This is a genomic window from Kitasatospora sp. NPDC059646 (genome assembly GCF_042734615.1).
Taxonomy (GTDB): domain Bacteria; phylum Actinomycetota; class Actinomycetes; order Streptomycetales; family Streptomycetaceae; genus Kitasatospora.
On record NZ_JBHWDS010000085.1, the window covers coordinates 1 to 21,028 of the forward strand.

The 21,028-nt window shown below is 72.0% G+C and carries 16 protein-coding genes, 2 tRNA genes and 1 riboswitch; of the genes, 12 read left to right on the forward strand and 6 right to left on the reverse strand.

Annotated features, from left to right (window positions below; all coding sequences use genetic code 11):
* Nucleotides 1-47 precede the first annotated feature (47 nt).
* Entirely contained in the window at nucleotides 48-2,615 is a 2,568-nt protein-coding gene (gene pepN / locus ACFV1L_RS35035) for an aminopeptidase N (RefSeq protein ID WP_380374010.1), read from the reverse strand.
* A 187-nt stretch (nucleotides 2,616-2,802) separates the two neighbouring features.
* Here pepN and ACFV1L_RS35040 point away from each other — a divergent pair, with 187 nt between their 5' ends.
* On the forward strand, nucleotides 2,803-3,438 hold the full coding sequence (locus ACFV1L_RS35040; RefSeq protein WP_380374013.1) for a DsbA family protein: 636 nt from the start codon (nucleotides 2,803-2,805) through the stop codon (nucleotides 3,436-3,438).
* 54 nt (nucleotides 3,439-3,492) lie between these two features.
* On the opposite strand, the gene ACFV1L_RS35045 is transcribed toward ACFV1L_RS35040, so the two are convergent.
* On the reverse strand, nucleotides 3,493-4,893 hold the full coding sequence (locus ACFV1L_RS35045; protein ID WP_380374015.1) for an amino acid permease: 1,401 nt from the start codon (nucleotides 4,891-4,893) through the stop codon (nucleotides 3,493-3,495).
* 276 nt (nucleotides 4,894-5,169) lie between these two features.
* On the opposite strand from ACFV1L_RS35045, the gene ACFV1L_RS35050 reads away from it, so the two are divergent.
* Both ACFV1L_RS35050 and ACFV1L_RS35055 read left to right on the forward strand, forming a co-directional pair.
* A complete protein-coding gene (locus ACFV1L_RS35050) occupies nucleotides 5,170-5,766 on the forward strand; it encodes a biotin transporter BioY (protein WP_380374018.1) in 597 nt (198 codons plus the stop codon).
* Nucleotides 5,767-5,836: 70 nt separating this feature from the next.
* Entirely contained in the window at nucleotides 5,837-6,322 is a 486-nt protein-coding gene (locus ACFV1L_RS35055; protein WP_380374020.1) for a ribose-5-phosphate isomerase, read from the forward strand.
* A 70-nt stretch (nucleotides 6,323-6,392) separates the two neighbouring features.
* Here ACFV1L_RS35055 and ACFV1L_RS35060 read toward each other — a convergent pair whose 3' ends face one another.
* Nucleotides 6,393-7,646, reverse strand: a complete 1,254-nt coding sequence (locus ACFV1L_RS35060) for a GNAT family N-acetyltransferase (RefSeq protein WP_380374023.1) — start codon at nucleotides 7,644-7,646, stop codon at nucleotides 6,393-6,395.
* A 172-nt stretch (nucleotides 7,647-7,818) separates the two neighbouring features.
* Here ACFV1L_RS35060 and ACFV1L_RS35065 point away from each other — a divergent pair, with 172 nt between their 5' ends.
* The 3 genes from ACFV1L_RS35065 (at nucleotide 7,819) to ACFV1L_RS35075 (ending at nucleotide 11,132) form a co-directional block, all read left to right on the forward strand.
* Complete coding sequence (locus ACFV1L_RS35065) at nucleotides 7,819-9,030, forward strand: PP2C family protein-serine/threonine phosphatase (RefSeq protein ID WP_380374025.1); 1,212 nt, start codon at nucleotides 7,819-7,821, stop codon at nucleotides 9,028-9,030.
* Nucleotides 9,031-9,418: 388 nt separating this feature from the next.
* On the forward strand, nucleotides 9,419-9,613 hold the full coding sequence (locus ACFV1L_RS35070; protein WP_035862776.1) for a hypothetical protein: 195 nt from the start codon (nucleotides 9,419-9,421) through the stop codon (nucleotides 9,611-9,613).
* Nucleotides 9,614-9,985: 372 nt separating this feature from the next.
* Nucleotides 9,986-10,140: riboswitch (cyclic di-AMP (ydaO/yuaA leader) on the forward strand.
* Between the two features lie 2 nt (nucleotides 10,141-10,142).
* Complete coding sequence (locus ACFV1L_RS35075; protein WP_380374027.1) at nucleotides 10,143-11,132, forward strand: peptidoglycan DD-metalloendopeptidase family protein; 990 nt, start codon at nucleotides 10,143-10,145, stop codon at nucleotides 11,130-11,132.
* Between the two features lie 131 nt (nucleotides 11,133-11,263).
* Here ACFV1L_RS35075 and ACFV1L_RS35080 read toward each other — a convergent pair.
* Nucleotides 11,264-11,337: transfer RNA gene (locus ACFV1L_RS35080), tRNA-Gly, on the reverse strand.
* Nucleotides 11,338-11,488: 151 nt separating this feature from the next.
* Between ACFV1L_RS35080 and ACFV1L_RS35085 the strand changes: the two genes are divergently transcribed.
* The 5 genes from ACFV1L_RS35085 (at nucleotide 11,489) to clpX (ending at nucleotide 16,280) form a co-directional block, all read left to right on the forward strand.
* A tRNA-Pro gene (locus ACFV1L_RS35085) sits at nucleotides 11,489-11,562 on the forward strand.
* Between the two features lie 207 nt (nucleotides 11,563-11,769).
* Nucleotides 11,770-13,155 (forward strand): trigger factor, encoded by a 1,386-nt coding sequence (tig, locus tag ACFV1L_RS35090; protein ID WP_380374030.1) that lies wholly within the window; start codon nucleotides 11,770-11,772, stop codon nucleotides 13,153-13,155.
* A 223-nt stretch (nucleotides 13,156-13,378) separates the two neighbouring features.
* Entirely contained in the window at nucleotides 13,379-14,008 is a 630-nt protein-coding gene (locus tag ACFV1L_RS35095; protein WP_035871808.1) for an ATP-dependent Clp protease proteolytic subunit, read from the forward strand.
* A 44-nt stretch (nucleotides 14,009-14,052) separates the two neighbouring features.
* Nucleotides 14,053-14,715 carry an ATP-dependent Clp protease proteolytic subunit gene (locus tag ACFV1L_RS35100; protein ID WP_380374032.1) on the forward strand — a complete coding sequence of 221 codons (663 nt, stop codon included), beginning with the start codon at nucleotides 14,053-14,055 and terminating at the stop codon, nucleotides 14,713-14,715.
* Nucleotides 14,716-14,993: 278 nt separating this feature from the next.
* Nucleotides 14,994-16,280 carry an ATP-dependent Clp protease ATP-binding subunit ClpX gene (gene clpX, locus ACFV1L_RS35105; protein WP_073812376.1) on the forward strand — a complete coding sequence of 429 codons (1,287 nt, stop codon included), beginning with the start codon at nucleotides 14,994-14,996 and terminating at the stop codon, nucleotides 16,278-16,280.
* A gap of 104 nt (nucleotides 16,281-16,384) precedes the next feature.
* Here the strand turns inward: clpX and ACFV1L_RS35110 are convergent, their stop codons facing one another.
* Together ACFV1L_RS35110 and ACFV1L_RS35115 are read right to left on the reverse strand one after the other, a co-directional pair.
* On the reverse strand, nucleotides 16,385-17,194 hold the full coding sequence (locus tag ACFV1L_RS35110) for a hypothetical protein (protein ID WP_380374035.1): 810 nt from the start codon (nucleotides 17,192-17,194) through the stop codon (nucleotides 16,385-16,387).
* 43 nt (nucleotides 17,195-17,237) lie between these two features.
* A complete protein-coding gene (locus ACFV1L_RS35115) occupies nucleotides 17,238-18,200 on the reverse strand; it encodes a hypothetical protein (RefSeq protein WP_380374038.1) in 963 nt (320 codons plus the stop codon).
* A 146-nt stretch (nucleotides 18,201-18,346) separates the two neighbouring features.
* Between ACFV1L_RS35115 and ACFV1L_RS35120 the strand changes: the two genes are divergently transcribed.
* Complete coding sequence (locus tag ACFV1L_RS35120) at nucleotides 18,347-20,986, forward strand: valine--tRNA ligase (protein ID WP_380374041.1); 2,640 nt, start codon at nucleotides 18,347-18,349, stop codon at nucleotides 20,984-20,986.
* The last annotated feature ends 42 nt before the right edge of the window (nucleotides 20,987-21,028 follow it).

Genomic DNA, 21,028 nt, shown 5'->3' on the forward strand with positions numbered 1-21,028 from the left:
CCCCCGCTCCGATCGGAGCGGGGGCCGGGCCGTTCCGCCGTGCGGTGCTACTGGACGTCGCACTCCTGGGCGCGCAGCGCGCGGGCCAGGTCGTCGCGGCACTCCAGGACCAGGCGGCGCAGGGCCGGGGCGGCGTCCTGGTGGGCCGTCAGCCAGGCGTCGGTGGCGGCCAGCGTCGCGGGCGTGGTCTGGTAGCGGGGGAAGAAGCCGCCGACGATCCGCATCGCGATCTCGATCGAGCGCTCGGCCCAGATCGACTCCAGCATCCCGAAGTACGGCTCGGAGTAGGGGGCGGTCAGCTCGCGCTGCCCGGCCTGGTTGAAGCCGGCGATCTGCGCCTCGACCAGCGCGTTGGGCAGCTCGTCGGAGTCGACCACGGCGGCCCAGGCGGCGGCCTTGGCGTCCGCGGTGGGCCGGGCGGCCAGGCACTGGGTGTGCTGGCGGCGGCCGCTGGCGGTGTTGTCGCGGGCCAGCTCGGCGGACAGCTCCTCGGTGCCGGCCGCGCCGTGGGTGGCGAGGGCCAGCCAGAAGCTCCAGCGCAGTTCCTGGTCGACCGCCAGGCCGTCGATCCGGCCGGTGCCGTCCAGCAGGCCGCGCAGCAGCTGCAGGTGGTCGGCGCGCTCGGCGGTCTCGGCGAAGAAGCGGGCCCAGGCCAGCTGGTGGTCGCTGCCGGGCGAGGCCAGGTTCAGCTCGCGCAGCGCGACCTCGGCGAGCGCGGTGCCGTACTCGCCGCGGTGGGCCGGGTCGGCGTACAGCTCCAGCGCGGTGCCGGCCTGCTGGTGCAGGGACTGCAGGACGCCGATGTCGGACTCCCGGCCGGCGAAGCGCTGCACCAGGTCGAGGTAGTCGCGGGTGGGCATCAGCCCGTCGCGGGTCAGGTTCCACACCGCGGACCAGGCCAGCGCCCGGGCCAGGCCGGTCTCGCCGGTGAGGTCGCCGAGGCCGGTGCGCAGGGTCTCCAGCGAGCGCCCGTCGAAGCGGACCTTGCAGTACGTCAGGTCGTCGTCGTTGACCAGCACCAGCGCGGGCAGCGAGCGGCCGGCCGCGTCGGCGACCACGGTGCGGGCACCGGTGAGGTCCAGCTCGTAGCGGTCGGTGCGGCGCAGCGCGCCGTCCTCGGCGAGGTCGTACAGGCCGACCGCGATCCGGTGCGGGCGCAGCACGTCGCCGTCCTGACGGATCGCCAGTTCGGTGATCCGGCCCTCGGCGTCGTGGGTGAGCTCGGGGGTGAGGGTGTTGACGCCGGAGGTCTGCAGCCAGGCGGCGGACCAGGCGCGCAGGTCGCGGCCGCTGGTCTCCTCCAGGGCGTCCAGCAGGTCGCCGAGGACGGTGTTGCCGAAGGCGTGCTTCTTGAAATAGCGGCGGGCGCCCTCGAAGAACGCGTCCCGGCCGACGTAGGCGACCAGCTGCTTGAGGACGGACGCGCCCTTGGCGTAGGTGATGCCGTCGAAGTTGAGCTTGGCGTCCTCGAGGTCGCGGATGTCCGCGGTGATCGGGTGGGTGGTGGGGAACTGGTCCTGCCGGTACGCCCAGGCCTTGCGGCGGTTGGCGAAGGTGATCCAGGCGGAGCGGTACTTGGTGGCCTCGATCTGTGCGAACGAGCCCATGAAGTCGGCGAACGACTCCTTCAGCCACAGGTCGTCCCACCACTTCATGGTGACCAGGTCGCCGAACCACATGTGCGCCATCTCGTGCAGGATCACGTTGGCGCGGGCCTCGTACGCGGCCTCGGTGACCTTGGAGCGGTAGATGAACTCCTCGCGGAAGGTCACGCAGCCCGGGTTCTCCATCGCGCCGATGTTGTACTCGGGGACGAAGCACTGGTCGTACTTGCCGAAGGGGTACGGGTAGTCGAACTCGTCGTGGAAGAAGTCCAGGCCCTGCTTGGTGACGGTGAGGATCTCGTCCGCGTCGAAGTACGGGGCCAGCGAGCGGCGGCAGGTGGCGGCCAGCGGGACCTCCAGCACGCTGCCGTCGGGCAGTTCGCGGGAGTAGTGGTCGCGCACCACGTGGTACGGGCCGGCCACCACGGCGGTCAGGTAGGTGGAGATCGGCTTCGTCGGCGCGAACTCCCAGGTGCGGGTGTCGCCGTCCTCGGCAATGCGCTCGTGCACCGCGTTGGCGTACACGTCCCAGGCCGCCGGGGCGGTCACCGTGAAGCTGAACGGGGCCTTCAGGTCGGGCTGTTCGAAGTTGGCGAACACCCGGCGGGCGTCGGCCGGCTCGTAGTGGGTGTACAGGTAGGTCTCGCCGTCCACCGGGTCGACGAAGCGGTGCAGGCCCTCGCCGGTGCGGCTGTACGCGCACTCGGCGACCACCGTCAGCTCGTTGTGCGCGGCGAGCTCCGGCAGCGCGACCCGGGCGCCGTCGAACACCTCGGCCGGGTCCAGCCGACGGCCGTTCAGCTCGACGGAGACCACCTCGGGGGCGAGCAGGTCGGCGAAGCTCGACGCGCCCGGGGAGGTGCAGTCGAACGAAATCCGGGTGGTGGAACGGAAGGTGGGCCGGCCGGGGTCGGCCGCCGCACTCACGTCCAGGTGGACGCGGTAGCTGTCCACCCGGATGATCCCGGCCCGGTCGCGGGCCTCCTCACGGCTCAGGTTCTTGCCCGGCACGGCGGTACTCCTCTGTACGGAACACACGGCTTCGGAGTGTTCATGGCACTCCTTCCGGGGCATCCTTTCACGCCCTCCCGGCTGTGCCATTGCACCGCTCGAGGAATCACCGGGGGCGGGCCCGGGTTGCAGCTCCCGGGGGCGCCGCCCCCGCGACTCCCGACCGCCGCACCGAAGGACGCCGCCCGTGACCGCCGCAGACAGGCGCAAGACCGCCGACTTCTGGTTCGACCCGATCTGCCCCTGGGCATGGATGACCTCCCGCTGGATGCTGGAGGTCGAGAAGCTCCGCCCGGTGGACGTCCGCTGGCACGTGATGAGCCTGTCCGTCCTCAACGAGAAGCGGGACGACCTGCCCGAGCAGTACCGCGCGATGCTGGCCGCCGGCTGGGGCCCGGTCCGGGTGCTCGTCGCCGCCGCCGAGGCGCACGGCGAGGAGGTGCTCGGCCGGCTCTACACCGAGCTCGGGCTGCGCTTCCACAACCAGGGCCTGCCCAACACCCGGGAGACCCTGGTCGCCGCCCTCACCGCCGCCGGCCTGCCCGCCGAACTCGCGGACGCCGCCGACACCGACGCGTACGACGAGAAGCTGCGCGCCTCCCACGCGGAGGGCATCGGCCTGGTCGGCGAGGACGTCGGCACCCCGGTCATCGCGGTCGACGGGCCGGACGGCGAGCGGATCGCCTTCTTCGGGCCGGTCGTCACCCCCGCCCCGCGCGGCGAGGCCGCCGCCCGGCTCTGGGACGGGACGCTGCTGGTGGCGTCCACGCCCGGGTTCTACGAGATCAAGCGGACGCGGACCGCGGGGCCCTCGTTCGAGTAGCCCGTCCGGCACGGAACCCCGCGACCCGGCCCGGGGTCGCGGGGTTCCGTGCGCTCAGGACGCCGTCCGACGGTTCCTCAGGAGGCCGGCGGCGGCCAGCGCCAGGGTCAGCCCGGCGGTGAAGTAGAGCTGGATGCGGTTCGCGGAGTCGAGGGTCATCAGCACCAGGATGAACCCCATCGCGGCCAGCGCGAGGTACGTCAGGTACGGGAACGCCCACATCCGGACCGGGAGTTGCGAGGCCGGCAGGTGGCGGCGCATGCGGAGCTGGGCGACGGCGATGAAGGCCCAGACCACCAGGACCGCGGCGCCCACCATGTTGAGCAGCCAGGAGAACACGGTCTCCGGCCACCAGTAGGACAGCAGTACGGCCAGGAAGCCGAACGTGCAGGAGGCCAGCACCGCGCGGCGCGGGACCCCGCCGGACAGCCGGGCCAGCGCGCGCGGGCCGTGGCCGCGGGCGACCAGCGAGTGCACCATCCGCGAGGAGCCGTAGATGTTGGCGTTCATCGCGGAGAGCAGCGCGATCAGCACCACCACGTTCATCAGCTGCGCGGCCCCCGGGATGCCCAGGGTGCTCAGCACCGCGACGTACGGGCCGGGCCGGACCACCGACGGGTCGTCCCACGGGACCAGGGTGACGATCACGGCCATCGAGCCGACGTAGAACAGGGCGATCCGCCACATCGCGGTGCGCACCGCGACGGCCACGCTGCGCCGGGGGTTCTCGGACTCGGCGGCGGCGATGGTGACGGTCTCCAGGCCGCCGTACGCGAAGACCGAGGCGAGCAGGCCGGTGACCAGACCGCTCGCCCCGTTCGGCAGGAAGCCGTGGTGGCCGGTCAGGTTGGCGGCGCCGGGCGAGGCGGTGCCCGGCAGCAGGCCCAGCACGGCGAGGACGCCGATCACCAGGAAGGCGCTGATCGCCAGCACCTTGATCGCGGCGAACCAGAACTCGAACTCGCCGAAGTTCCGCACCGCCGCCAGGTTGGTCAGGCAGAAGAACGCCATGAAGACCGCCACCCAGGCCCAGGACGGCACGGCGGGCAGCCAGCCGGAGACGATGCCGGCCGCACCGATCGCCTCCACCGCGACGCCCACACACAGCAGGATCCAGAACAGCCAGCCGACGGTGAAGCCCGCCCACGGGCCGATCTCCCGGTCGGCGTGCACCGAGAAGGAACCGGAGGCGGGGCGGGCGGCGGACATCTCGCCGAGCATCCGCATCACCAGCATCACCAGCAGCCCGGAGGCGGCGAAGGCGAGCACCACGGCGGGCCCGGCGGCGGCGATCCCGGAGCCGGAGCCGACGAACAGCCCGGCGCCGATCACGCCGCCGAGCGCGATCATCGAGAGGTGGCGCTGCTTGAGCCCGTGGGCCAGGCCGGAGTCCTCGGCGGTGCCGGCGGCGTCCGGCGCGGCGGACGCGGTGGCGGAGGAGGGGGTTCGGGTCATGCGGAGGGTTTTCCAGACTGTGCGGGAGCCCGACCATTTCGGAAGGATCTGTCCACTATTCGGCAGATGACGTGAACGCCCCAACCAGGACCGGCATCCGGACGCCCCTCCGACGGACAGTGACCGCCGCACCACCGTGTGCACACGGTGAGGGCTTGGTCACAGGCCGGACCCGACAAGGCGGGGGCGGTCGGCTTTGTCGCGGCCGACGCGGCGGCGGAGACCTGACGCGGCGTAGGTTCAGGTGATCACCCCATCGGATACCCGGGAGCAGCCATGGCCATCGCCGCGTCGATACCGTCCACCGCCGTCCTCGCCGACCTGCTGCCGCAGGCCTCCACCCGGATCGGCGCGCGGGCCCGCGACCTGGCCCTGGTGGCCGGCGGCGCGGCCCTGACCGGCCTCGCCGCCCAGCTGTCCGTCCCGGTGCCGGGCTCGCCGGTGCCGGTCACCGGGCAGACCTTCGCCGCGCTGCTGGTCGGCACCGCGCTCGGCGCCCGCCGCGGCGCCGCCGCGCTCGGCCTGTACCTGGCGGCCGGCGCGGCCGGCCTGCCCTGGTTCGCCGAGGGCAGCTCCGGCGCCGGCCTGGCCACCTTCGGCTACGTCATCGGCTTCGTGCTGGCCGCCGCCCTCACCGGTGCGCTGGCCCGCCGCGGCGCCGACCGCGACCCGCTCCACACGGCCGGCGCGATGGCCCTCGGCAGCCTGGTGATCTACGCGGTCGGCGTGCCGTACCTGGCGTTCGCCCTGGACGTCCCGCTGGCCAGGGCCGCCGAGCTGGGCATGTACCCGTACCTGATCGGCGACGCGCTGAAGATGGTGCTCGCGATGGGCGCCCTGCCGCTCGCCTGGAAGCTGGCCGGCCGCCGCTGACGACCCGTCCGGAACCGGGCCCGCCGCCCCTGCCGGGGTGCGGGCCCGGAGGCATGTCACACTCGTGTCCATGCGCGTCTACCTGGGCTCCGACCACGCCGGATACGAACTGAAGAACCACCTCGTCGAGTGGCTGAAGGGGGCCGGGCACGAGCCGGTCGACTGCGGCCCGCACATCTACGACGCCGAGGACGACTACCCGCCGTTCTGCCTGCGGGCGGCCGAGCGCACCGCCGCCGACCCGGAGGCGCTGGGCGTGGTGATCGGCGGTTCCGGCAACGGCGAGGCGATCGCCGCCAACAAGGTCAAGGGCGTCCGCGCCGCGCTGGCCTGGAGCGAGCAGACCGCCGCCCTCGGCCGCGAGCACAACAACGCCAACGTGATCTCGGTCGGCGGCCGGATGCACACCCTGGACGAGGCCACCAGGTTCGTCGAGATCTTCCTCAACACCCCGTACAGCGGCGAGCCGCGGCACACCCGCCGGATCGAGATGCTGTCCGAGTACGAGACCACCGGCGAGCTGCCGCCCGTCCCGGCCCACCACCCGCAGGGCTGATCCGCCCGCAACGCACCGCGCCCGCCCGGGAGTTGCCCGGGCGGGCGCGGTGCGTTCCGGCGCGGAGCGGTCAGAAGCCGTGCGGCAGCCAGGGCTCCAGGCCCGAACGGAACGCCGCCGACACCGGCTCCAGGACGCCCGGCCGCAACTCCCGCACCAGGCCCGCCGCGGCCAGCGCCGCCAGCGAGCCGCCACCCAGGTAGACCGAGCCCAACTCCCGCACGTCCAGCTCCAGATCGGCCGGACCGTCGGTCGGCACGCAGGAGGCCGGCTTGCCCGGCGCCGCCGTCAGCCGCCAGCGGCCCGCGTTCCACGGGCAGAACGCGTCGGTGACCTCCAGCACCGCGTCCACCGGCAGGGCCCAGCCGCGCGCCTCCAGCGCCCTCGGCAGGTCCACCAGCCGCACGAACATGCCGTCGACCAGACGCGGCGTCAGGTGCCGGACGTCCGACACCAGGTGCAGCAGCGGGTCGTCGGCCGGCAGGTTGTGCGCCTCCACCCGCTCGGTCAGGTCGAGGTCCAGCAGGAACTCCCACAGCCGGGCGTACACCCAGGGCTGCTCCGCCTGCACCGCGCGGACCCGGACCACGCCGGCCGCGCCGCGGTCGTTCCAGTCGCCCTTCACCGCGTACCGCGCGTAGCCCAGCAGTTCGCCGGTCTCCGGGTCCTCCGCCAGCACCGACTGCAGCGCGGAGAAGCCGCCGCGGGAACCGGGCGCGTCCAGCACCGGGACCTTCTCCCAGCCGGGCTGCCGCACCAGGGTGCCCGGACGGCGGGTGGCGAGGCGGGCGTACAGCTCCTCGCAGCGGGCCAGCTCGGCGACCGGATCGGCCAGCCGCAGCACCAACTCCCCGCGCTGCTCCGGGGTGTGCACCTTCACCCGGCCGCGGTCCATCGACACCACCGCCTTGCGGGTGGCCTGGCCGTAGCCGAACCGGCCGTAGATCGGCGGCTCGGACGCCGTCAGCACCGCCAGGCACTCGCCGGCCGCCCGCACGTCGTCCAACTGGCGGCGCATCAGGGCCGTCAGCACGCCCCGCCGCCGGTGGGTGGGCAGCACGCCCACCATCGTCACGCCCGCCGCCGGGAGCACCGCGCCGCCCGGCACCACCACCCGGAAGCCGACCGCCCCGGCGGTGCCGACGATCCGCTCGCCCTCGCAGACCGCCAGCGAGCGCCCGACCTCCGTCAACTCGTGCCACAGCGCCCGCTCCTCGGGCTCCTCCTCGGTGCCGCCGAAGGCCACGGTCAGCACGCCGTACCAGGAGTCCCACTCCTCGGCGCGCAACGGCCGGACGGTCAGCTCGGGGTGTCGAATCGTCATGGGGCCCTCCCTATCACCCGATCCGGGCGCACGCGACCGATTTGTCACGCCCTCGGCGTGCCCCCGGATCCGGCGCGCGCGGCCGAAACCCACCGGAGCGTGCCGACTTCGTTGCACTCGGTGCCACCCGGGCCGTCGACGCGCGCACCGGCGGTGGATAAGGTCGGTCCCCATGGCCGGCAGCGCGCGTCCCAGTGCGACGGGCCGGGACGGCGGGCCGTCCCGCGAGCCCGTGACGGCCCGGCTGCGCGCGGCGCTGTACCGGGCCCGGCGCAGGCTGCGCCGCACCGGGGTCGACTACTTCCGCGGCGACGGCGCCGACTGGTGGGCGTTCGCCGCGCTCGCCCTCGCGGTGCCCGTCCTGGTACTGCTGAACATCCTGCTGCCGGACTGGGCCCCGCCCACCGCCCTGGTGCTGCCGGTGCTGGCCGGCGCCCTGCTGCTGCGCCCCGGCACCCTGGTGCTGCTGTACGCCGTCGCGGCCGCCGGGCTGATCACCGAGTCCCTGGTGCACACCGGGGAGCGCGTCGCCAGCGACCGGCCCGAGGCCTACGCGCACGGCGTCACCCCCGGAGCCGCGCTGGTGGTCGGCGCGGTCGGCGTCGCCGGACTGCTGGTCGCCCAGTTCCGCCGCCGGATCGGCGTGCCCTGGCGCGGCGGCTCCACCATGCTGTTCGACCTGCGCGAGCGGATCCGGGTCCAGGGCCGCGTCCCGCGCCTGCCCGACGGCTGGCACACCGACACCGCGCTGCGCCCGGCCGGCGGCCAGTCCTTCTCCGGCGACTTCATGGTCGCCGCCCGCACCGGCCCCGGCGGCCGGATGCTGGAGGCCGTCCTCGCCGACGTCTCCGGCAAGGGCATGGACGCCGGCAGCCGAGCCCTGCTGCTGTCCGGCGCCTTCGGCGGACTGCTCGGCTCGCTGCCCGCCCACGACTTCCTCCCCGCCGCCAACGGCTACCTGCTGCGCCAGGACTGGGCGGAGGGCTTCGCCACCGCCGTCCACCTGGTGGTCGACCTGGACACCGGCGAGTACGAACTGCTCTCCGCCGGGCACCTGCCCGGCATGCACCGGCTGGCCGGCGCCGGGCACTGGGAGGTCAAGGAGGCCGAGGGCCCGCTGCTCGGCGTCTACGACGAGGCCAAGTTCGAAGGGGTGCGCGGCGTCCTGGGCCCCGGCGACGTGCTGATGCTGTGCACCGACGGCATGGTGGAGATCCCCGGCCGCGACCTCGCCGAGGGCATGGACCGGTTGATGGGGGAGGCCGACCGGCTGGTGGCCGCCGCCCCGGTGCCGGTCCGGTCCGGCGCCGCGGTCCGGTTGATCGACACCGTCGCCAAGCACGTCAACGACGACCGCGCGGTCATGCTGATCTGGCGCCGCTGAACCGCCGTCGTGCGCAGATGCGGTGAGCGCGGAGTGCCCACGGAGTGTCAAACCCGGGCGTTGATCTTCGGCCAATTCCGGCGCGCCGCCCGGCCCGTGGCCCGCTCCCGGATCTGCCTGCCGGTTTGCCGCGCCGGCCGGGGCGGACCACCGCCCGCCGACGGGCCGTCAGAACCCGGTTGCTATCGTCGCGGTCGGCGAAAATCAGTCCTACCAGGCGGGTTGGGAGCCCGGGCAACCGGGCAAGTCCTTTACGCAGTCCGCACGAGCGACCACACTGAGTCCGGATGGAGTGGTGGGGACACGGGGGGCAGGGGCCGGTTTCCGCCTGGGAGCCATCGACGGTTTCCACCCGAACCCCCGCCACGAATCGAGGAAGTGAGTCCCGGTGGCCTTCTCCGTCTCCGCGCTTGTCCTGTTCGGCATCATCGTCGCGATCTTCATTCGCAACAAGCAGCTGAAGACCGGGCACGCCATCGTCGCCGCCCTGTTCGGCTTCATGCTCAGCCAGTCGACCATGGCCGGCCCGATCCAGCAGTTCCTCACCTCGGTGTCCAAGGCCATCGCGTCGATCGCGGGCTGACGCCCCGTCGGCTCCCCGGCGGCACTCCACGACGGGCGGGAGGCTCCCTCGCACCGTCCCTTCGGCCTGCCCGCGGGTGACCAGGGTCACCCGGCCGGTCACGCCGGGTCCGCGCCCGAACGCGCACGGTGGCCGAAGTCGCCCACCGTGCGGGGCTCGTAGGCGCACCGTCATGATCCCGTACGCACACCGCAGCGAGCCGGTGGGCGCAGCGTGACCTGGTGGACCGTCAGCCCCTTCCCGATCTCGGGAGCGGGGCCGATCGGCGTTTGCCAGCCTCCCGAGCCGTGGGTTTTGCTTCCTCCGCAGCCCGGCCATGGTCCGGGCGGGCCACCGGACGGAACGCCTAGTCCTGCCGTCGTCCGGTGCCGACCAGAAACCACGCCACGGCAGGAGCGGGGGAACCACAGGTAGGACGCCGGGCCCGGACACACCGGGAACGGCTCGGGGTGAAGCCGCAGTTCTGCGGCCGGGCAACTCTCGCCCGAACCCGACAGCTCACCTCGCAGGCGTCGGAGAGGAACGCTTCATGTCCGCTCAGGGCAAGCACCGCAAGCCGCGCCTGACCACCATCGTCCGCATCGCCATCGCCACCGGCGTGGCCGGCGCCGCGGTCGGCCTCCCGGTCACCGCCGCCTCCGCGCACACCACCGACCACCAGGGCGGCGCCCAGCAGTGGTCCAACGTCTCGGTGGACGCCAAGCCGGTCGCCGACCACGCCGACGGCGCCCAGCGCGCCGCCGCGCACAGCTACCGGGTCGCCGCCGGCGACACCCTGTCCAAGATCGCCGACGCCCAGCACGTCGACGGCGGCTGGGAGAAGCTGTACCAGGACAACCGTTCCGTGGTCGGCGGCAACCCCGACCTCATCTACCCGGGCCAGCACCTGACCATCAACGGCCAGGCCGCCGCCCCCGCCGCCAAGGCCCCGGCCGCGTCCGCCTCCTCGGACACCGCCGCCAAGGCCGCGGCGCCGAAGGCCGCCCCCAAGCAGGCCGACACCACCGCGTCGACCACCGCGAAGACGGCCGCCACCGGCACCGCCAAGACCCAGCAGGCGGCCCCGAAGGCCTCCACCACCACCACCACGACCGCGGCGACCACCAGCTCGTCCGCCGCCTACGTCGCCCCGGCGCCGGGCAAGGTCACCACCGGTTACAAGGTGGCCGGCTCCAACTGGTCCAGCGGCTACCACACCGGCATCGACTTCCCGGTCGCTACCGGCACCAGCCTCAAGGCCGTCGCCGCCGGCACCGTGGTCTCCGCCGGCAACGGCGGCGCCTACGGCAACCAGGTCATCATCAAGCTGGCCGACGGCAAGTACGCCCAGTACGCCCACCTCTCCTCGATCTCCGTCTCGGCCGGCCAGTCCGTGACGGCGGGTCAGCAGATCGGTCTCTCCGGCGCGACCGGCAACGTGACCGGCCCGCACCTGCACTTCGAGATCCGCACCACCCCGGACTACGGCTCCGACATCGACCCGGTCGCCTACCTGGCGGCCCACGGCGTCAACGTCTGATCGTCGCCCACCCCTCGAAGGCCCCGGACAGCCCCGCTGTCCGGGGCCTTCGGGCTGCCGGGGCGGCGGGCCCGGAGGCCCGGGAACGGCGACGGCCCCGACTGCGTGGGCAGTCGGGGCCGTCGGCCGCGTGGAGCGGGTGACGAGAATCGAACTCGCGTGACCAGTTTGGAAGACTGGGGCTCTACCATTGAGCTACACCCGCAAAGGAGTGCCCGCACCGCGCGCCGCGGTGACGGGGACGCGGACAGCCTACCTGCTCGGGCCGGTGGAATGCACACTCCTTCCGCGTTGTCGGCTCGCCGATATCGCCCCGGTCGGAGGCGGGCCGACGTGTACTCTTCTGCTCGGCACCACGGGGTGTGGCGCAGGTTGGTAGCGCGTCCGCTTTGGGAGCGGAAGGCCGTCGGTTCGAATCCGGTCACCCCGACCGTGCGGCAGGGTCCCGTCGGTGGCGGGGCCCTGTTGTCGTCTGTCGCCGCGGGCGCGGGCGTTGGAGGTCGCGCGGACCCGGAGCCGGTGCCGGGCACAGTCGCTTTCGTGGTACCGGTAGGATGGACCGCTGGCGGTAGTACGGACAGCATTGCAGCCCCAACCGCCTATCGCCCTGACCGCAAGCCCCCTAGGAGACCCAACCGTGAAGAGCGCCGTCGAGACTCTGAACCCGACCCGGGTTCGACTCACCGTCGAGGTGCCCTTCGAGGAGCTCAAGCCCAGCCTCGACGCGGCGTACAAGAAGATCAACCAGCAGGTCACCGTCCCGGGCTTCCGCAAGGGCAAGATCCCGAACCGGGTCATCGACCAGCGCTTCGGCCGGGGCGCTGTGCTGGAGGAGGCCGTCAACGACGCGCTTCCGCGCTTCTACACGCAGGCCGTCGACGAGGGCCAGATCGACGTGCTGGGCCAGCCCGACATCACGGACATCGCCGGTGTCGAGAACCTGGTCGACGGCGGTGACCTGAAGTTCACCGCCGAGGTCGACGTGCGCCCCGAGGTCACCCTGCCGGACTTCGCCGAGATCGCCGTCGTGGTGGACCCGGTCGAGGTCACCGACGAGGACATCGAGAAGTCGCTGCAGCAGCTGCGCGAGCGCTTCAGCTCCGTGAAGGACGTCGAGCGCGCCGCCGCCGAGGGCGACGTCGTGGTCATCGACCTGGAGGCCAAGGTCGACGGTGAGGTGCCGGAGGACGGCACCGCCACCGGCGTGAGCTACGAGATCGGCTCCGGCCGCCTGCTGGACGGCATCGACGAGGCCGTCGTCGGCCTGTCCGCCGGCGAGTCCAAGACCTTCACCACCACCCTCAAGGGCGGCACGCAGGTCGGCAAGGACTCCGAGGTCACCGTCACCGTGACCACCGTCCAGGAGAAGGAACTCCCCGAGCTGGACGACGAGTTCGCGCAGCTGGCCAGCGAGTTCGACACCCTGGAGGAGCTGCGCGAGGACTCGCGCAAGCGCCTCGAGCGGATGAAGGAGTTCGACCAGGCCACCCAGGCCCAGGAGAAGGTCCTCGACGAGCTGCTGCAGCGCGTCGAGATGGAGTACCCGGAGAAGCTGCTCGCGGACGAGATCGGCACCCGCAAGCACAACCTGGAGCACCACCAGCTGGAGCCGATGGGCCTGACCCTCGACACCTACCTCGCCTCCCAGGACAAGTCCCGCGAGGACTTCGAGAAGGAGACCGAGGAGCAGGCGAAGAAGGGCATCAAGACCCAGTTCGTGCTGGACCAGATCGTCAAGAACGAGGAGCTGGGCGTCAACCAGGAGGAGCTCACCGAGCACCTCATCCGTCGCGCCGCCGGCTCCGGCCTGACCCCGGACCAGTTCGCCCAGCAGGTCGTCCAGGGCGGCCAGGTGCAGCTGCTGGTCGGCGAGGTCGCCCGCGGCAAGGCGCTGGCCCTGGTCGTCGAGGCCGCCAAGGTCACCGACACCAACGGTGAGGTCGTCTCGTTCGAGGACGACGAGGAGGAGGCGGCCGAGGCCGTCGTCGCCGAGGCCGAGGCCGAGGAGGCCAAGGAGGCCTGAGCCTCCTGACCGTCGGGAATCCGACGGTGCGTCAGACCGGGAACGGGCCCGGGCACCGCACGGTGCCCGGGCCCGTTCCCGTTCGGCCTGCTCACCCTGCGCTCACAGCGAACAGTTCTGCGTGGGGGATTCAGCGGCGGGGCCTGCGCGTTAGGGTCGGTGGACAGCGACACACACGCAGATCGACTGAGCAGGTGGCTAAGTGACGTTCCCGCAGATGCAGATGCCTGGCCCGATGGCACCGCACGCCGCCGGCGGCGACGTGGGCGGCGGCCTGGGCGACCAGGTCTACAACCGGCTGCTCAACGAGCGCATCATCTTCCTCGGCCAGCAGGTCGACGACGACATCGCCAACAAGATCACCGCCCAGCTCCTGCTGCTCGCGGCGGACCCCGAGAAGGACATCTACCTCTACATCAACTCCCCGGGTGGATCCATCTCGGCGGGCATGGCGATCTACGACACCATGCAGTACATCAAGAACGACGTGGTCACCATCGCCATGGGCATGGCCGCCTCGATGGGCCAGTTCCTGCTGACCGCGGGCGCGAAGGGCAAGCGCTTCTCGCTGCCGAACGCCAACATCCTGATGCACCAGCCCTCCGCGGGCCTCGGCGGCTCCGCCACCGACATCCGGATCCAGGCCGAGCAGCTGCTGCGCACCAAGAAGCGGATGTCGGAGCTGATCGCCCACCACAGCGGCCAGTCCTTCGAGCAGATCACCGCGGACTCCGACCGTGACCGCTGGTTCACGCCGGAGGAGGCCAAGGCGTACGGCCTGATCGACGACATCATGCACAGCGCCGCGGACGTCCCCGGCGGCGGCGGCACCGGCGCCGGCCTGGCCGGCTGACCGGCATCGGAACCCAGACCGCACGCTTCGGAGGACCAGAGAACATGAACATCCCCAGCCTGTCCGGTGCCAAGGCCCGCCTGGAGGACATGCGGGCCGAGGGCCGCTACATCGTCCCGCGGTTCGTCGAGCGCACCTCGCAGGGCATCCGCGAGTACGACCCGTACGCCAAGCTGTTCGAGGAGCGCATCATCTTCCTCGGCTCGCAGGTGGACGACGTCTCCGCGAACGACATCATGGCGCAGCTGATCTGCCTGGAGTCGATGGACCCGGACCGCGACATCTCGGTCTACATCAACTCCCCGGGCGGCTCGTTCACCGCGCTGACGGCGATCTACGACACCATGCAGTTCGTGAAGCCGGACATCCAGACGGTCTGCATGGGCCAGGCCGCCTCGGCCGCCGCGGTCATCCTGGCCGCCGGCACCCCCGGCAAGCGGATGGCGCTGCCGAACGCCCGGGTGCTGATCCACCAGCCGTACACCGAGACCGGCCGCGGCCAGGTGTCGGACCTGGAGATCCAAGCCAAGGAGATCTTCCGGATGCGCGAGCAGCTGGAGACCATGCTGGCCAAGCACTCCAACAAGGAGGTCGAGCAGGTCCGCGAGGACATCGAGCGCGACAAGATCCTGACCGCCGAGGAGGCGCTGGAGTACGGGCTGATCGACCAGATCGTCTCGACCCGGAAGAACTCGTTCACCGACTGAACCCTCGCCCCGGGGCGGTGCGTACGTGACGTACGCCCCGCCCCGGGGCGTTCCGGTCGGGGCCTCCGCACCGGCACAATGGCTGTCGGGTCATGCACCCGCGACGGCATCTGTTCGGTATCAATTCGCCCAGGGCGTAGGGCAGACCGGTCGAAGTCGGCGGAAACAGCGGCTCGGCAGAGTACCGTCGGATACCAGACCGACCGCCGACGGCGCAGCCGGTCTCACAGCACCAGGCCCCGACCCCCGCGGGGCCCCTGGCGAAGGGGAAGCACCTCGTGGCACGCATCGGAGACGGTGGCGACCTGCTCAAGTGCTCGTTCTGCGGCAAGTCGCAGAAGCAGGTGAAGAAGCTGATCGCCGGGCCAGGCGTGTACATCTGCGACGAGTGCATCGACCTGTGCAACGAGATCATCGAGGAGGAGCTCGCCGAGAGCTCCGAGGTGCGCTTCGAGGAACTCCCGAAGCCCCGCGAGATCTACGAGTTCCTGGACCAGTACGTGGTCGGCCAGGACCTCGCCAAGAAGGCGCTGTCGGTCGCGGTCTACAACCACTACAAGCGCGTCCAGGCCGGCGAGGCCGGCCGCTCCGGCTCCGGCCGGGACGACGCGATCGAGCTGGCCAAGTCCAACATCCTGCTGCTGGGCCCGACCGGCTCCGGCAAGACGCTGCTCGCGCAGACCCTGGCCCGGATGCTCAACGTGCCGTTCGCGATCGCGGACGCCACCGCGCTGACCGAGGCCGGCTACGTCGGCGAGGACGTCGAGAACATCCTGCTGAAGCTGATCCAGGCGGCCGACTACGACGTCAAGAAGGCCGAGACCGGGATCATCTACATCGACGAGATCGACAAGGTCGCCCGCAAGAGCGAGAACCCGTCGATCACCCGGGACGTCTCCGGCGAGGGCGTGCAGCAGGCGCTGCTGAAGATCCTGGAGGGCACCACCGCCTCGGTGCCGCCGCAGGGCGGCCGGAAGCACCCGCACCAGGAGTTCATCCAGATCGACACCACCAACGTGCTGTTCATCGTGGGCGGCGCGTTCGCCGGCCTGGAGCGGATCATCGAGGGCCGGGCGGGCGCCAAGGGCATCGGCTTCGGCGCCACCATCCGCTCCAAGCGCGAGCTGGACGCCTCGGACCACTTCCGCCAGGTGATGCCGGAGGACCTGGTGAAGTTCGGGATGATCCCGGAGTTCATCGGCCGGCTGCCCGTCATCACCAGCGTGCACAACCTGGACCGCGAGGCGCTGCTCCAGATCCTCACCGAGCCGAAGAACGCGCTGGTGAAGCAGTACCGCAAGCTGTTCGAACTGGACGGCGTGGAGCTGGAGTTCACCCGGGACGCGCTGGAGGCGATCGCCGACCAGGCGATCCTGCGCGGCACCGGCGCCCGCGGGCTGCGGGCCATCATGGAGGAGGTGCTGATGTCCGTGATGTACGAGGTCCCGTCCCGTCAGGACGTCGCCCGCGTGGTGGTCACCGGGGACGTGGTCTCCAAGCACGCCATCCCCACACTGGTCCCGCGCGACATGATCAAGCGCGAGCGCCGGGAGAAGAGCGCCTGACGCTCCGTCAATCCCGCGACGACGAAGGGGCCCCGCACCGGTGAACGGTGCGGGGCCCCTTCGGTCGTCCGGCGCGCGTCGCGCGGACCGCCGTGCGGCCGAGGCTACTTGGGAACCTCGGAGAGCTTGCGCAGCTCCTGGGTGTCGGCGACGACCTGGTCCTTGGTGACGCCCTTGTCGCTGGAGCCGTCGAGCTCCAGGACGACCACCACGGAGGAGCTGTCGGCCCACACGCAGATGCCGCCGTGCTGGCCGGCGATGTCGGTGGTGCCGCAGGACAGCCGGCCGCCGAGCGGGCCCGGGTCGATGTCGCTGCGGTCGCTGACGCCGCCGGCGCCGCCCGCGCTGAAGCTGCTGAACGCGGCGTCGACCTGCTTCGACGGGAACAGCACGTGGCCGGTCATGCCGGACACCAGCAGCATCTTCTGCTCGTCCGAGGACCGGTAGATGGTGGAGACCGGCTCGGCCTGGGTGAACGAGGACTTGTCCTCGGCGAGGCCGCTCTGCAGACCGCTGGACAGGCGCTTGGCGTCCTCGTCCTCCGGGTCGCTGGTCATGTCGTGGAACGACTGCGGCAGGACCACCTTGTTCTTGCCGGTGTCCGAGGCCGTGTCGTAGATCAGGTAGCCGACCACGCCCGCGCCGCCGAGGATCACCGCGGCCACCACGCCGAGGCCGATCCACAGGCCCTTGCGGGACTTCTTCCGCATCGGGACGCCGGGCGGGTAGCCGCCCGGGTTCGGGAAGCCCTGCGGCGGCACCGCGCCGCCGCCCCAGGCCTGCTGCTGGGGCGCCGGGGCGCCCGGGTAGCCGTAGCCGCCCTGGGGCGCGGCGGGCGCGCCCTGCGGGGGTATCGGGCCGTCCTGCGGCGGGCCGAAGCCGGGCTGGGGCGGGCCGAACTGGTTGTCGGACACGGGGAGTTACTCCGTTCGAGCGTGAAGTGCGCTGCTGTGGGGGCTACTTGGCGACGGTCGCGGCGTCGCGGATCTGCCGGGTGCGGGACGCGGCGTCGGAGGTGGTGACGGTGGTCTTGCCGGTGTTGTCCATCGAGACGAACGCGACCACGCCGATGGTGGAGTGGCTGGCGAACAGGCAGATCGGGACGCCCAGCGTGGTCTTGCCGGACTCCTGGGACACGACGCCGCAGCGCAGCACCGCGCCCGGGTCCTTCGGGTCGCCCGCGTCGACGTTCGACGGCTCCTGCTTCCAGTTCGGCTTGTCCGAACCGTCGCCGCTGTCGCCCTCGTTGAGCTTCTGGATGGCGGTGTCCAGCGCCTTGCCCGGGTCCGGGACGCTGCCCCAGCTGCCGCTGAAGCTGGCCACGTCGGTCGGGGTCTTCTGGTAGGTCGCGGTCAGCGAGCCCTCGAAGGTGCCGACGCCGTCCAGGCCCTTCAGCTCGCCCTTCTCGGAGGACGACTTCTTGGTGTAGCCGGCCACGCTCTCCGGCACCGTCAGCTTGTACTTGCCCGCGGTGTCCGAGCCCTTGGAGCCGCTCAGCGCCCAGTAGGCGATGCCGCCGCCGGCCGCCAGCACCAGGACCAGCACCAGGGCGATGATCCCGCCCTTGCCCTTGGACTGGGCGGGCGGCGCCGGGTAGCCGCCGTAACCGGGCTGGCCGGGCTGCTGCGGCACGCCGCCCCACTGCTGCTGCGGCTGCGCGGGCGGCTGCGGGTAGCCGTAGCCCTGCTGCGGGGCCGGCGGCTGGGGCGCGCCGTACCCGGGCTGGCCGGCGGGCGGCTGCGGGGCGCCGTAGGCCGGCGGCTGCGGAGCGCCGTACGCGGGCGGCTGGGGTGCGCCGTAGCCGGGCTGGCCGGCGGGCGGCTGGGGGGCGCCGTAGCCGGGCTGCGGCGGGGGAGCGCCGTACGGCTGCTGCGGCTGCCCCTGCGGATACTGCTGCGGTCCCTGGCCCTGGCCGTACATATGTCTTTTCTCCCCCGCCGCCTCAGTGCGCGGCCCCGTCCGGTCGACTATGCGGGCACGCTACCGTACAGCCCCCCCAGCGCGCCCGACCGGTCATGCACTGTCGGGTTCACAACCGCGGCCCCGGCTTCCGTAAACTGTGCGTCGTGACCGACACGACGAACCAGCGCCCCGCGAGCTCCAGGCCCGGGGACGAAGCAGCCACCCTCCCGACGACCTACGCCCCGGCCGAGGTAGAGGGCGAGCTGTACGAGCGCTGGGTGGAGCGCGGTTACTTCACCGCCGACGCGAAGAGCGAGAAGCCCGCGTACACCATCGTCATCCCGCCGCCGAACGTCACCGGCGCGCTGCACCTGGGCCACGCGTTCCAGCACACGCTGATGGACGCGCTGACCCGCCGCAAGCGGATGCTGGGCTTCGAGGCGCTCTGGCTCCCGGGCATGGACCACGCGGGCATCGCCACCCAGAACAAGGTGGAGCAGCAGCTCGCCGAGTCCGGCCTGTCCCGGCACGACCTGGGCCGGGAGGCCTTCGTCGAGAAGGTCTGGGAGTGGAAGGAGAACTACGGCGGCCGGATCCTCGGCCAGATGCGCCGCCTCGGCGACGGCGTCGACTGGTCGCGCGAGCGCTTCACCATGGACGAGGGCCTGTCGCAGGCCGTCCAGACCATCTTCAAGAAGCTCTTCGACGACGGCCTGATCTACCGCGCCGAGCGCATCATCAACTGGTGCCCGCGCTGCCTGACCGCGCTGTCCGACGTCGAGGTGGACCACAAGGACCTCCCGGGCGAGCTGGTCTCGATCCGCTACGGCGACGGCGAGGACTCGATCGTGGTCGCCACCACCCGCGCCGAGACGCTGCTCGGCGACACCGCGGTGGCCGTCCACCCGACCGACCAGCGCTACGCGCACCTGGTCGGCCGGACCATCAAGCTGCCGCTGACGGACCGTGAGATCCCGGTCGTCGCCGACGAGCACGTCGACCCGGAGTTCGGCACCGGCGCCGTCAAGGTGACCCCGGCGCACGACCCCAACGACTTCGCCATCGGCCAGCGGCACAACCTGCCCAACCTGACCGTGATGGACGAGCGCGGCGTGATCACCGTGCACGGCCCGTTCCTCGGACTGGACCGGCTGGAGGCCCGCTCCGCCGTGGTCGGCGCGCTGCGCGAGCAGGGGCGCATCGTCGCCGAGAAGCGCCCCTACGACCACGCGGTCGGCCACTGCTCGCGCTGCCACACGGTGGTCGAGCCGCGGCTGTCGCTGCAGTGGTGGGTCAAGGTCGAGCCGCTGGCCAAGGCCGCCGGCGACGCGGTCCGCGACGGCCGGGTCGAGATCCACCCGAAGGAGCTGGAGCGCCGCTACTTCGACTGGGTCGACAACATGTACGACTGGTGCATCTCGCGCCAGCTCTGGTGGGGCCACCGGATCCCGGTCTGGTACGGCCCGAACGGCGAGGTCGTCTGCGTCGGCCCGAACGAGGAGCCGCCCACCGGCGAGGGCTGGGAGCAGGACCCGGACGTCCTGGACACCTGGTTCTCCTCCGGCCTGTGGCCGTTCTCCACGCTCGGCTGGCCGGAGAAGACCCCCGAGCTGGAGAAGTTCTACCCGACCGACGTCCTGGTCACCGGCCACGACATCATCTTCTTCTGGGTCGCCCGGATGATGATGTTCGGCCTGTACGCGATGGACGGCGAGATCCCGTTCAAGACGGTCGCGCTGACCGGCCTGGTCCGCGACGAGTTCGGCAAGAAGATGTCGAAGTCGTCCGGCACCGCCGTGGACCCGCTGGACTGGATGGACGCCTACGGCACCGACGCGGTCCGCTTCACGCTGGCCCGCGGCGCCAACCCCGGCGCGGACGTGCCGATCGGCGAGGACTGGGTCAAGGGCTCGCGGAACTTCTGCAACAAGATCTGGAACGCCACCCGGTTCGCGCTGATGAACGGCGCCACCGTCCAGGGCCCGCTGCCGGCGCCCGAGGAGCTCACCGCCGCGGACCGCTGGATCCTGTCCCGGCTGAACGCCACCGTGGCCGAAGTCGACGCGCTGTACGAGGACTTCGAGTTCGCGAAGGTCTCCGACACGCTGTTCCACTTCGCCTGGGACGAGGTCTTCGACTGGTACGTCGAGCTGTCCAAGACCACCCTCGGCAAGGGCGGCGCGCAGGCCGACCACGCCCGCCGCGTCCTCGGCGAGGTGCTGGACGTGACGCTGCGCCTGCTGCACCCGATCGTCCCGTTCGTCACCGACGCGCTGTGGACGGCGCTCACCGGCGCCGAGTCCGTGGTGATCGCCGCGTGGCCGAAGGACTCCGGCTACCGGGACGCCGACGCAGAGTCGGAGATCGCGCAGCTCCAGCAGCTGATCGCGGAGATCCGCCGGTTCCGCGACGCCCAGGGCCTGCGCGACACCCAGAAGGTCCCGGCCCAGCTGGAGCTGGCCGGCCACCGGCTGGAGGTGCACGAGGCGGCGATCCGCTCGCTGCTGCGGCTGACGCTGCCGGACGAGGGCTTCCACGCCACCGCCTCGCTGCCGATCGCCGGCACCACCGTGTCGCTCGACCTGTCCGGCACCATCGACGTGGCCGCCGAGCGCAAGCGCCTGCAGAAGGACCTCGCGGCCGCCGAGAAGGAGAAGGCGCAGACCACCGGCAAGCTCGGCAACGAGGCCTTCCTGGCCAAGGCGCCGGACGAGGTGGTCGCCAAGATCCGGGTCCGGCTGGAGACCGCCGAGGCGGACATCGCCCGGATCACCGCCCAGCTCGCGGCGCTGCCGCAGGGCTGACCGCGCGTCAGGAAGGGCCGCCGCCCCCGCACTCGGGGGCAC

Coding starts and splice junctions, on each gene's coding strand:
- ACFV1L_RS35045 (WP_380374015.1), bottom strand. CDS start 4,893: ATGACCCGAACCCCCTCCTCCGCCACCGCGTCCGCCGCGCCGGACGCC.
- ACFV1L_RS35050 (WP_380374018.1), top strand. CDS start 5,170: ATGGCCATCGCCGCGTCGATACCGTCCACCGCCGTCCTCGCCGACCTG.
- ACFV1L_RS35055 (WP_380374020.1), top strand. CDS start 5,837: ATGCGCGTCTACCTGGGCTCCGACCACGCCGGATACGAACTGAAGAAC.
- ACFV1L_RS35060 (WP_380374023.1), bottom strand. CDS start 7,646: ATGACGATTCGACACCCCGAGCTGACCGTCCGGCCGTTGCGCGCCGAG.
- ACFV1L_RS35065 (WP_380374025.1), top strand. CDS start 7,819: ATGGCCGGCAGCGCGCGTCCCAGTGCGACGGGCCGGGACGGCGGGCCG.
- ACFV1L_RS35075 (WP_380374027.1), top strand. CDS start 10,143: ATGTCCGCTCAGGGCAAGCACCGCAAGCCGCGCCTGACCACCATCGTC.
- ACFV1L_RS35095 (WP_035871808.1), top strand. CDS start 13,379: ATGCCTGGCCCGATGGCACCGCACGCCGCCGGCGGCGACGTGGGCGGC.
- ACFV1L_RS35100 (WP_380374032.1), top strand. CDS start 14,053: ATGAACATCCCCAGCCTGTCCGGTGCCAAGGCCCGCCTGGAGGACATG.
- ACFV1L_RS35115 (WP_380374038.1), bottom strand. CDS start 18,200: ATGTACGGCCAGGGCCAGGGACCGCAGCAGTATCCGCAGGGGCAGCCG.